The sequence below is a fragment of the uncultured Aquimonas sp. genome, assembly GCF_937888285.1.
Classification (GTDB): Bacteria; Pseudomonadota; Gammaproteobacteria; order Xanthomonadales; family Xanthomonadaceae; genus Aquimonas.
In genome coordinates, this window is record NZ_CALART010000045.1 from 1 (window position 1) to 10,675 (window position 10,675).

8 protein-coding genes are annotated in these 10,675 nt (G+C 71.6%); 5 read left to right on the forward strand and 3 right to left on the reverse strand.

Translation table 11 applies throughout. The annotated features are described in order from the left end of the window. Window positions 1-51: 51 nt before the first annotated feature. Window positions 52-1,293 (reverse strand): HAMP domain-containing sensor histidine kinase, encoded by a 1,242-nt coding sequence (locus Q0654_RS10340; RefSeq protein ID WP_298853474.1) that lies wholly within the window; start codon window positions 1,291-1,293, stop codon window positions 52-54. 283 nt (window positions 1,294-1,576) lie between these two features. Here Q0654_RS10340 and Q0654_RS10345 point away from each other — a divergent pair, with 283 nt between their 5' ends. Genes Q0654_RS10345 through Q0654_RS10355 form a run of 3 tightly spaced genes read left to right on the forward strand, consistent with a single transcriptional unit; the run spans window position 1,577 to window position 4,804 of the window. After that, window positions 1,577-3,292: a glycosyltransferase family 39 protein gene (locus Q0654_RS10345; RefSeq protein ID WP_298853476.1), complete on the forward strand. Its 1,716-nt coding sequence runs from the start codon at window positions 1,577-1,579 to the stop codon at window positions 3,290-3,292. Next, window positions 3,285-4,070: a glycosyltransferase family 2 protein gene (locus Q0654_RS10350; RefSeq protein ID WP_298853477.1), complete on the forward strand. Its 786-nt coding sequence runs from the start codon at window positions 3,285-3,287 to the stop codon at window positions 4,068-4,070. Before Q0654_RS10345 ends, Q0654_RS10350 begins: the two co-directional genes overlap by 8 nt. After that, window positions 4,067-4,804 carry a lipid-A-disaccharide synthase N-terminal domain-containing protein gene (locus tag Q0654_RS10355; protein WP_298853479.1) on the forward strand — a complete coding sequence of 246 codons (738 nt, stop codon included), beginning with the start codon at window positions 4,067-4,069 and terminating at the stop codon, window positions 4,802-4,804. The genes Q0654_RS10350 and Q0654_RS10355 overlap by 4 nt, the downstream gene beginning before the upstream one ends. On the opposite strand, the gene Q0654_RS10360 is transcribed toward Q0654_RS10355, so the two are convergent. Continuing rightward, entirely contained in the window at window positions 4,783-5,448 is a 666-nt protein-coding gene (locus Q0654_RS10360) for a YoaK family protein (RefSeq protein ID WP_298853481.1), read from the reverse strand. The genes Q0654_RS10355 and Q0654_RS10360 overlap by 22 nt on opposite strands. Before the next feature lie 239 nt (window positions 5,449-5,687). Between Q0654_RS10360 and Q0654_RS10365 the strand changes: the two genes are divergently transcribed. Together Q0654_RS10365 and Q0654_RS10370 are read left to right on the forward strand one after the other, a co-directional pair. Then, the gene (locus Q0654_RS10365) at window positions 5,688-6,227 is read left to right on the forward strand and encodes a cytochrome b (protein WP_298853483.1); all 540 of its coding nucleotides are present in this window, start codon (window positions 5,688-5,690) and stop codon (window positions 6,225-6,227) included. After that, window positions 6,227-6,922: a VIT1/CCC1 transporter family protein gene (locus Q0654_RS10370; protein WP_298853484.1), complete on the forward strand. Its 696-nt coding sequence runs from the start codon at window positions 6,227-6,229 to the stop codon at window positions 6,920-6,922. The genes Q0654_RS10365 and Q0654_RS10370 overlap by 1 nt, the downstream gene beginning before the upstream one ends. Window positions 6,923-7,948: 1,026 nt before the next feature. On the opposite strand, the gene Q0654_RS10375 is transcribed toward Q0654_RS10370, so the two are convergent. Further along, the gene (locus Q0654_RS10375; protein ID WP_298853485.1) at window positions 7,949-10,378 is read right to left on the reverse strand and encodes a cation-transporting P-type ATPase; all 2,430 of its coding nucleotides are present in this window, start codon (window positions 10,376-10,378) and stop codon (window positions 7,949-7,951) included. Window positions 10,379-10,675: the final 297 nt, after the last annotated feature.

Sequence of the window (10,675 nt, forward strand, 5' to 3'; positions counted from 1 at the left end):
TGTCACTTCACGGACGGTGCCGCAAGTGTAGCCAATTATGTAGACACCCTCTCAGGTTCGCGCACATGCGACCTGCGAGAAGTCGAGCTGCAGTCGATCGCCGGACACCTCGATCCGCAAGCCAAGGCGTTCGCCCAGGGCCCGCGCGAGCCGCAGCGGGAAACTGCGGTCGGAGCGCGTATCCGCGGTGTCCGCATCGATTCCAAGTGCGTGCACCTGCAGGACGGCGCCATCCACTGCAAGCCGGATCTCGGCGACGCCCGCGTGATCGATGAGGCCGCGCAATACGTTCGCCAACAGGACATGCAGCCAGCCCGCCGGAATCCTCACCTGCGGGCCGGGCAGGCCCTGCGGCGGAGCCAGCTGGACTCCGCGTGCGGCGGCGCGGGCCTGCATGCGCCCCAGCGCGTCGACCAGGGCTTCGCCCAATCCGCAGGCCTCGACCGCAGCCGGCAGCGCGCGTCCATTCAGCAGCAGACCTTCTTGCAGCAGGCCGAGCTCGTCGACCGCGCGCTCGATGCGTTCGAGGCGGCGGCGCGTGCTGGCCGGGGTGCCGTCGTCATCCAGCAGCACCTCGACCGCCCCGCGCAGGGAAGCGATCGGCGTGCGCAGCTCATGGCTGGCATCGGCGAAGAAGGCCTCGCGGGCGCGCTCGGCCTCGGCAAGGCGATGCTGGTAGCCGTCGAGCGCTTCGCCGATGCCGCGCAGCAGGGGGTCGTGCAGGCCCGCCGACAGAGACTGTGTCGCTGGCGGCGCGGGCAGGGCTTCGATGCCAGCCGCCAACCGCGCCAGTGGCTGCAGCGCACGCCCGGCCAGCCACTGGCCCGCCAGCGCCGAGGCCAGACCGCCAATGAGCAGGATCACCACGTTGAGCCCGAGCAGATAGCGCTCCAGGCTCTCGATGTCCTCAAGGTCCATCAGGTAGACGAGCCGGTCCTCACCGACCGTGACCAGCGTGGCGTGAACGCCTTCGGGCAGGCCAGGCAGGCCCTCGTGGACCCCGTCCGCGAGCTCGGCGATGCCGGGCGGCAGCTCCGCGGGCGCCGGCAGACCCCCGCGCAGGTGCCAGCCGCGCAGCCGTCCGTGCCACGGCAGGCGTGGCTCGCTCCCTGCGGCGAGCGCGGCGCGGGCATCCGCGGCCTCGGCCTCGATCATCACGCCCATCATCAGCTCTTCGTAGTCCTCGGCGATCCACCACGCAGCGGAGGCGAATCCGAGGCTCAGCAGCAGGCCGAGCAGGGCCGACAGCAGGGCGATGCGGCGCTTCAGGGAAAGTCGCGACAGCAGGTCCATCGGGTGCCGGCTCCGCCAACGGAAGTTCTTAACGCGGGGCGCCTAGTCTGCGGCCTGCGCGCGGCGCTGCGAACCGCAGCGCCACCCACGCCAGCTGCCAGACCGGCACTGCAGCGCGCCGCCACGCGGTCTTGGCTTGGTCTATCGGCGTGGAAGACGCAGCGGGGTGCGGTGCCGTTGGCCATCGACGTCCGTTGGGCCTTGGTTCTGTGCACGATTGACTTAACGCATCACTAACCGACTGCCAAGGGTGCAACAAGGTTTGAGCCCGATCCTCCCCTCCATGACCGTGAACGCCGCCCGCTCAGAGCCACGCCTGCGCCCGCCGCTGGACCTCTGGCTGCTGGCCGCGCTAGCGCTGTGGCTGCTCGGCATCGGCTACGGCCTGCGCGATCCGTGGCCGGCGGACGAGCCGCGCTTCGCGCTGATGGGCCGCGACATGGTCGAGACCGCGCGCTGGTGGGTGCCGCACCGCGGGCCCGAGCTGTACGCCGAGAAGCCGCCGGTGTTCCTGTGGCTGCAGGCCGCGGCCTATGCGCTGACCGGACAGACCCGGCTGGCCTTCCTGCTGCCCTCGCTGCTGGCGGCCTTCGGCACGCTGGCGCTGAGCTGGGACCTGCTGCGTCGTGTCTACAACCGCCGCGTCGCCTTCTGGGGCGCGCTCGGCCTGCTGTTCTGCGTGCAGTTCACCCTGCAGGGCCGCACCGCCCAGATCGACATGGTGCTGGTGCTGTTCACCACGCTGGGCCTGTACGGCATCCTCCGCCACCTGCTGCTGGGCCCGGCCTGGGGCTGGTACGTGCTGGCGGGCGTGGCGACGGGCCTGGGCGTGATCACCAAGGGCACCGGCTTCCTGCCCTGGCTGCTGCTGATTCCCTACGCGGTGGCGCGCGCGCGCGGCATGCGCGGGCTGGCCCGCTTCGACGGCGGCTGGCGCTGGGCGCTGGGTCCGCTGGCCATGCTGCTGCCGATCCTCGCCTGGGCGCTGCCGCTGCTCTACTTCGCCGCCCAGCCGGGCAACGCCGAGCTGGCCGCGTATCGCGACGACCTGCTGTTCAAGCAGACCGTTACCCGCTATGCCAATGCGTGGATGCACCTGAAGCCCTGGTGGTACTACCTGGTCGAGGTGGTGCCGGTGCTGTGGCTGCCGCTCGCCCTGCTGCTGCCCTGGGCGCTGCCGGCCTGGTGGCGGCGGGTGCGTCGTGGTGACGCGCGTCCGCTGCTGCTGGTCGGCTGGGTGGCGCTGGTGCTGCTGTTCTTCTCGCTGTCGCCGGGCAAGCGCGGCGTCTACCTGCTGCCGGCGGTGCCGGCGCTGGCGATGGCGCTGGCGCCGCTGCTGCCGGGCCTGCTGCGCTTGGCCGGAGTGCAGCGCGCGCTGTGGGTGCTCGGCTTTGCCATCGCCGGCCTGCTCGCGGTTGCCGCAGCCTGGGCACTGTTCGGCGAGCCGCGCTTCGCCCAGCGCGTGCTGGAGCAGAACGGCGTCGCCCCGTGGGACTGGCTGTTGGCAGTCGGTGCGCTGGGCGTGCTGGCGTGCGCCGCGCTGTGGCGGCGCGGGGCGATCGCCTTCGCGGTGGTGATGACGCTGGTGTGGAGCGGCTACGGCCTGTTCGGCTATCCCGACATGAACGGGGCGCGCTCGGGGCGCGCGCTGATGGAGCGCGCGCAGGCGCTGCTGCCCGCGGGCGCCGCGCTGGGCCTGGTCGGCGCGCCCGAGCAGTTCCTGCTGCAGGGCGTGGGCGAGGTCCGCGCCTTCGGCTTCAAGACCCCGGTCGAGCACCAGCGCCAGCTGGCCGACGCCTGGCTGCGCGAGTCCGATCGGCACTGGATGCTGATCCAGCGCAGCGACAAGGACGACTGCATCGACCCGGCCCGGGCCATCGAAGTCGGCATGTCCAACCGCCGCCACTGGTTCCTGGTCAATGCCGCCGGCCTGCGCGCCGGCTGCGTGCCGCCGGCCCCCGATGAAACCTCTCCCCTCCATCTCGACGCGGATGACTGATCCCGTGGACACGCTCGCCTGCCCGACGATCTCGATCGTCATCCCCGCCCACAACGAAGCCGGCAACCTGCCGGGCCTGATCGACGAGGTCGTCAACGCGTTTGCCGGTCGCCGCGACTACGAGATCGTGGTGGTGGATGACGCCAGCAGCGACCACAGCCCGGCCGTACTGGCCCAGCTGCAGCGGCGCCTGCCGCAGCTGCGCGTGCTGCGGCACGTGCGCAACGCCGGCCAGAGCACCGCGCTGATCAACGGCGTGCGGCATGCCCGCGGCGTCTGGATCGGCACCCTCGACGGCGACGCCCAGAACGATCCCGCCGACCTGCCGCGCCTGCTCGCCGAGATCGAGCGCCGCGCCGACCCCGCGCTCAAGCTGATCCAGGGTTGGCGCGTCAGCCGGCGCGATTCCGGCATCAAGCGGCTGTCCTCGAAGATCGCCAACGCCGTGCGCGGCGGCCTGCTGCGCGACGCCACGCCCGACAGCGGCTGCGGCATCCGCGTGGTCGAGCGCGCCGCCCTGCTGAACGCGCCAGCCTTCGACCACATGCATCGGTTCATTCCCGCGCTGATCCGCCAGGGCGGCTGGAAGGTCGACAGCCTGCCGGTGAACCATCGACCGCGCGGCGCCGGGGCATCGCACTACGGCACCTGGAACCGGCTGTGGGTCGGCATCGTCGATCTGTTCGGCGTGGCCTGGCTGGGCCGGCGCACGCGGGTGACCACGGTCAACGAGCAGCGCGTCGAGCGTGCCGCGACCGGCGAGCGGCAGACTGCATGAACTTCGCCGATCCGATCTGGCTGGGCGTGGGCCTGCTGGCGCAGGTCGCGTTTTCGGCGCGCTTCCTGGTGCAGTGGCTGCTTTCCGAGCGCGCGCGGCGTTCGTTGCTGCCGGTGCACTTCTGGTTCTTCAGCGTGGCGGGCGCGGTGCTGCTGCTGGCCTATGCCGCACACCAGCGCGATGCGGTGATCGCGCTCGGCCAGATCGTTGGTCTCGCCATCTACCTGCGCAACATCGAGCTGGTGCAGCGCGCCGCGCGGGGCCGCGCGATCGGCTTCCTGTGGCCCTGGCTGGGCCTGGCTGGGCTCGCGCTTGCCGCTGGCCTGCTGAGCCACGAGGCGCCGGTGGCACGCACGGCCGTCGAACGCGCAGCACCGCTGTGGTTCGCGCTGGGCTTTCTCGGACAGACGCTCTTCACCGGCCGCTTCGTGGTCCAGCTGTATGCCTCCGAGCGCGCCCAGGCTTCGGTCAATCCGGTGCAGTTCTGGTACCTGTCGCTGTCCGGCAGTCTGCTGCTGCTGGCCTATGCCCTGCACACCGGCGATGCGGTGATCATTCTGGGCCAGAGCTTTGGCCTGATCGTCTATCTGCGCAATCTGGCGCTGATCCGCAAGCAGCGTGAGCCTGACCACCACGGCGAGGACTTCGAAGACGAGGTGGCCGCTCTGCGTGCGTCCGAAGGCGCCAGTGAGGAGGCGCCGGCGAAGCCCGCTCAGCCGGCGCGCCCGCGGTAGTGCAGCACGGCATAGCCCAGCGCCGCCGCAAGCACCAGGCCCGCCGGCAGGTACAGCGCCGCATAGCCAAGCCTGTGGAAGCCCAGCGCGCCGAGCACGCCGCCCAGGCTGAAGCCGCCGATCACCAGCAGGCACAGGCTGACCCGGCGCATCTCTACCGGCATGCCGCGCAGCCAGTGGCCGAGCGCGATGCCGAGGTCGGTGAACATGCCGGACAGATGGGTGGTACGCACCACCGCTCCGCTGTAGGTGCTGACCATGGCGTTCTGCAGGCCGCAAGCCAGCGCCGCCGCGTACAGGCCCAGCGAACTGCGCGACTCGAACAGCGGCACCGCGACGATCAGCAGGGCACCCACCAGCGACAGCCCGACGCCGTAGCGGCGGCCCAGCCGCAGGGTGCTGTCCTGGATCAGAAAGCCGCTGACTGCCGTGCCCAGGAAGAAGGCCAGCAGGATCGATCCGAAGTGCGCGGCGCCGGTGAAATCGAGCTGGGCCAGGGCCGCGGCCACGTAGCTGGTGTTGCCGGTCAGGTGCGAGACCGCCTGGTGCTCGAAGCTGAGCAGGGCGATCACGTTGATCATGCCGGCGACCGCGGCCAGCACGGCGCCGCCGCTCAGGACCCAGGTGGGCAGTCGATGGATCATGCGTGGGCGGTGCTCCTGGATGGATCGACGGACACGATGCGATGCGAGGCGCTCGTCGCTCCCGGGAGGCTCGTGGACAGGCGCTGCGCATGGACGATCACCATGCGCAGCGCCGCGCGTTTCGGCAAGCGCTCCGCGAGCTCGCGCCTGCCGCAACGGAAGCGTCGCGCCCGCGCGTTCCACCGGTATCGCCAGCCGCACAACAGCGTCTTCCCACACCCACGCCACGAGGTCCTGCCATGAGCCAAGCCCGCTATCCCCGCCCCTTGATCGCTCTGCACTGGCTGACCCTGCTGCTGATCGCCGTGGTTTACGCCTGCATGGAGTTCCGCGGCTACTTCCCGCGCGGCAGCGAGCCGCGTGAGCTGATGAAGGCGATCCACTTCTCCGGCGGCCTGACCGTGCTGCTGTTCGTGATCGCGCGCATCGCCCTGCGCCTGCGCGGGCCGATCCCGCCGGTCAGCCCGCCGCTGCCGGCCCTGCAGAAGCTGGCCGCGACTGCCGGCCACCTGGCCCTGTACGTGTTCATGCTGGGCATGCCCATCGTCGGCTGGCTGATCCTCTCGGCCGAAGGGGCTTCGATCAGCCTGTGGGGCATTCCGGTGCCGGCGCTGGTTGGCGAGAACAGCGATCTCGCCCACACGCTGGAGGACTTCCACGAAATCGGCGCCACCGTCGGCTACGCCCTGATCGGCCTGCATGCGCTGGCCGGGCTCTACCACCACTACCTGCGCCGCGACGACACCCTGCGGCGGATGCTGCCGGGCCCGCGCGCGTGATGCGCCGCTGGCACGTCGAGCGCCACGGCGTGCAGCGCGGCGGCTGGCTGCGCGCGGCGGTGCTGGGCGCGAACGACGGGCTGATCTCGACTGCGAGCCTGGTGCTGGGCGTGGCCGCGGCCGGCGGCGAGGCGTCCGCGGTGCTGGTCGCCGGCACCGCGGGCCTGGTGGCCGGCGCGCTGTCGATGGCGGCCGGCGAGTACATCTCGGTCAGCACCCAGGCCGACATCGAGGGCGCCGATCTCGCGCGCGAACGCCGCGAGCTGGCCGAGACGCCCGAGGCCGAACTCGAAGAGCTGGTCGCCCTGCAGCAGGCGCGCGGGTTGCCGCCCGCGCTCGCCCGCGAAGTCGCGATCGCCCTGACCGCGCACGACGCGCTGGGCGCGCATGCGCGCGACGAGCTCGGCATCACCGAACAGCAGCGTGCCCGCCCGGTGCAGGCGGCGCTGGCTTCGGCCGCCGCCTTTGCGACTGGCGCCGGCCTGCCGCTGCTGCTGGTCCTGCTCGCCGCGCCGGCCGCGATGGCCATCGGGGTGCTGGTAGGCAGCCTGATCCTGCTGTGCGCGCTCGGTGCCCTGGCCGCGTGGGCCGGTGGCGCGCCGGTCCTGCGCGGCGCGCTGCGCGTGCTGTTTTGGGGCGGGCTGGCGATGGCCTGCACCTGGGCGGCGGGGGCGCTGTTCGGGGCCGTCGGCTGAGTCGGGACGGCGCTCCGCTGGCGGGCTGCGCCCTGCGACTGTCATAGGGTGGGCCCGGGCCCACCATGGGCCCCACTCTCGCCTCGTTCTTGCTTCGTCGCTTGGTGTTTGGAGGCGAAGAGCAAGAGCTTTCGGTCAGCCCTTCCGCGCTCCCAAAGCATGGCCATCCATGGCCATTCCCGCGTGCGGGCAGCCCGACCTCGGTGCTGTCATAGGGTGGGCCCTGGCCCACCATGGCCTTCGCACTCGCCCCGGTGTTGCTTGGGGGTTCTGTCGCTCTGTCGCTCTGTCGCTTGAATCGCAGAGCAAGAGCTTTCGGTCAGCCCTTCGGGCTGCCCGACCTACTTCTCTTTGCGTGGCCACTGCGCCGCAGGAGCGGCGCGAACGCCGAAGGCGGCCCCGGAGGGGCGGAGGGCAGGAAGCCCGGAGTCAAGAGAAGTAGGCAAGAGAAAGGCCACCCCTCGTCCGCGCCCTTCGCGCATCCGTGCGCGAAGGGTTCGCGAGAGTCCGTGGGTGTTCGTGGACAGGCCGTCCCTGGCCCGTCACGAACATCGGCCGCATCCCTGCGGCCGCCCCTGCGGGCGGATCCACGAAATCCCGCCGCTCCCCAGGGGCCCCGGGCGGAGCGCGGGCTCCTGCCCGCAAGAGCCAGAGCTGAAGCGAGAGCCAGAGCCGAAGCCCGAACCCGAGCCGGAGCGGAAGCCGGAGCGGAAGCCGAAGCGGAAGCCGAAGCGGAAGCCGAAGCGAGATCCGCATAGGGTGGGCCCTGGCCCACCGTGAGCTTCACTCTCGCCTCGGTCGTCGATTCGAAACGCCTCGTCGCACGCGGAGATCCGCGATGCCATGCACTGGGGCGAGTGTCGAGGTCATGGTGGGCCAGGGCCCACCCTATGCGACGGCGGGCTTGCATTGCGCGCGCCTCAACGCGAGCCTTTCCCGAATCCCGAATCCCGAATCCCGAATCCCGAATCCCTATTCCCGATATTCCCGATATTCCCGATATTCCCGATATTCCCGATTCCCGGCTCACGCAGCCCGCGCCCGACCGAGCGGTTGCAGCGCCAGCGCGGCCATGGCGGCGATGGCACCGAGCGCAATCGCAATCAGCAGCGGCGCGATTGCCGGCGCGGCAGTGCCAAGCACACCGCTCGCCGCTGGCCACAGGGTGAGCGCCAGGCTGGCGACCGACAGCGCGGCAATCAGGCGGGCGCTGCGGTTGCGGCCGAGGCCACTCAGCACCAGGGCGCTGAAGGTGACGAGTGCGGCCAGCGCCAGCGCGCGGTGGGCGGAATCGGAGTCGCCTGGGGCGAACCCGCCCGGCAGCGCCTGCGCCAGCAGCACCGCGGCGCAGCCGAAGCCGCCGCCGAGCAGCAGTCGCCACCAGGCGCCCCCATCGAACATCTGGCCGGCGCGTGTCGGTGCGCCGCCGTCGCCGTCCGCGGCTTCGCGCTGGAAGCCCAGCATCGCACTGGGGTGGATGATCAGCTCCAGCCAGACGATGTGGATGGGCAGGAACAGCAGCGGCCCGCCGAAGGCCGGCACCAGGGCCGCGCTGAGCACGAAGGGCAGGTGCACCAGCAGCAGGTAGGCGAAGCTGGCGCGCAGGTTGCGGTACAGCGCGCGGCCTTCGGCGATGGCGCCAGCGAGCGTCGCGAAGTCGTCGTCCAGCAGAACGATGGAGGCCGACTCGCGCGCGGCCTGCGTGCCGCGTTCGCCCATGGCGATGCCGACGTCGGCGGCTTTCAGCGCCGGCACGTCGTTGACGCCATCGCCGGTCACCGCCACCGCCGCGCCTGAAGCCTGCAGCGCCTGCACCAGCGCCAGCTTCTGCTTCGGCTGCGCGCGCGCGACCACATCGGCCTGCGCCAGGGCCTCGGCGCTGATGTTGTCATCGAGGCTCACCACCCGCGGCGGGCCTGCGCACAGGCCGGCTTCGATGGCGATGGCGGCGGCGGTAGCCGGATGGTCGCCGGTCAGCATCACCACCCGCAGGCCCTGGGCGCGGCAGCGCGCGACAGCGTCCGCCACGCCGGACCGCAGCGGATCGCCGAAGCCGAGCAGGCCGAGCATCCGAAAGCCCGCGTCCGGTTCGACGTCTGCCGCGCCGTTGCCGCCGATCGCGCGCTCGGCCAGACCGAGCACCTTGAGCCCGCGCGCGGCCAGCGCCTGCGCTTCGGCCTGCCAGTGCGCGGCTTCGCTCGCCTCGATCGAGCAGGAACGCAGCACGGTTTCCGGCGCGCCCTTCATGCGCGCAATCGCGGCCTCGCCGTCGATCAGCAGCAGCGTTTCGCGACGGCGGTCCTCGGTGAAGGGAAAGCGCTGCCGCACCGCCAATGCGGGTGCTGAAGCCGCGGCCTCGCGCAGGCAGACATCCAGCGGGTCGGTGCTGTCGATGGCCACCGACTGCGCCGCGCGCATGGCCAGGTCCTCCGCCGAAAGATCTGCCGCGGGCCGCAGCTCGCGCAGGCGCAGCCGGCCTTCGGTCAGCGTGCCGGTCTTGTCGGTGCAGAGCACGCTGACCCGGCCGATGTCCTCGACCGCCACCGCGCGCCGCACCAGCGCATTGCGCCGCGCCAGCCGGAACACGCCGACGCCGAGGAACAGGCTCAGCACCACCGGAAACTCCTCGGGCAGGGCGGCAATCGCGAGCGTCAGCCCGCTCAGCACGGCATCCAGCCAGCCCTGGCCCTGCCACAGGCGCACCGCGGCCAGCAGCAGGCACAGCGCCAGTGCGATCCACACCAGCTGCAGCACCAGCCGCCCCACGGCCTGCTGCAGCGGCGTGCGCGGCTGCGGCGCGGTCACCGCCAGCCGCACCAGTTCGCCGTAGCGGCTGTCGCCGCCGGTGCCGAGCACCTGCAGCTCGCCGCGGCCGGCGAGCACGCGGGTGCCGGCGAAGCCCCAGTGATCGGACGCGAACATCGCGCCCTCGGCGACCTGTTTGCGCACCGGCACCGATTCGCCGCTCAGGCTGGACTCGTCGACCTGCAGCGCCTCGGCCACCTGCCACAGTCCATCGGCGGGAATCGCCGCACCGCTGCCCACACGCACGCGATCGCCGGGCACCAGCTCGGCCACCGCGATCATTCGCCACTCGCCATCACGCAGGACCTCGGCTTCGCTGGCGAGCCGACTGGCCAGCGCCGCGGTCGACAGCCGCGTGCGCCGGTGCAGGAAGGCATCCATGCCCAGCAGGGGCAGGATCGCGAGCAGCAGCACCGCGGCCTCGACGGTCTCGCCGGTGGCGAAGAACAGCGCGCTCACCGCCAGCAGGAACCACAGCATCGGATCGCCGGCGGCGTCGCGCAGGGCATGCCAGAAGCGATGCCGCGGCGGCTCGACGATGCGGTTGTCGCCGTAGCGGGCGCGCAGGGATTCGACGTCCGACGCGGAGAGACCGGTCTCGACGTTGGGCAGGGTGGACAGTCGATCGAGCAGGTCGCTGGGCGTGGGCATGTCGTGTATCCGCAGTCTGCGGCGGATGCTCGCATGCGCGGGTGCGGCGGGTTTGATCGCAGCCGTCGAGGCGTCGTGCGCTGGCGCCGCGCTCGCGCGCAGCGACCGCATAGGGTGGGCCCTGGCCCACCGTGGGCTTCGCACTCGCCCCGGTCCTGCTTCGTCGCTCCGTTGCTGGAAGCGCAGAGCAAGAGCTTTCGGCCAGCCCTTCGGGCTGCCCGACCTACCTTTCTTTGCGTGGTCACTGCGCCGCAGGAGCGGCGCGAACGCCGAAGGCGGCCCCGGAGGGGCGGAGGG

Bases quoted from the DNA above. Each gene is read 5' to 3' on its own strand.
- Q0654_RS10360 (WP_298853481.1), bottom strand. From the start codon at position 5,448: ATGATCCATCGACTGCCCACCTGGGTCCTGAGCGGCGGCGCCGTGCTG.
- Q0654_RS10345 (WP_298853476.1), top strand. From the start codon at position 1,577: ATGACCGTGAACGCCGCCCGCTCAGAGCCACGCCTGCGCCCGCCGCTG.
- Q0654_RS10375 (WP_298853485.1), bottom strand. From the start codon at position 10,378: ATGCCCACGCCCAGCGACCTGCTCGATCGACTGTCCACCCTGCCCAAC.
- Q0654_RS10370 (WP_298853484.1), top strand. From the start codon at position 6,227: ATGCGCCGCTGGCACGTCGAGCGCCACGGCGTGCAGCGCGGCGGCTGG.
- Q0654_RS10340 (WP_298853474.1), bottom strand. From the start codon at position 1,293: ATGGACCTGCTGTCGCGACTTTCCCTGAAGCGCCGCATCGCCCTGCTG.
- Q0654_RS10350 (WP_298853477.1), top strand. From the start codon at position 3,285: ATGACTGATCCCGTGGACACGCTCGCCTGCCCGACGATCTCGATCGTC.
- Q0654_RS10365 (WP_298853483.1), top strand. From the start codon at position 5,688: ATGAGCCAAGCCCGCTATCCCCGCCCCTTGATCGCTCTGCACTGGCTG.
- Q0654_RS10355 (WP_298853479.1), top strand. From the start codon at position 4,067: ATGAACTTCGCCGATCCGATCTGGCTGGGCGTGGGCCTGCTGGCGCAG.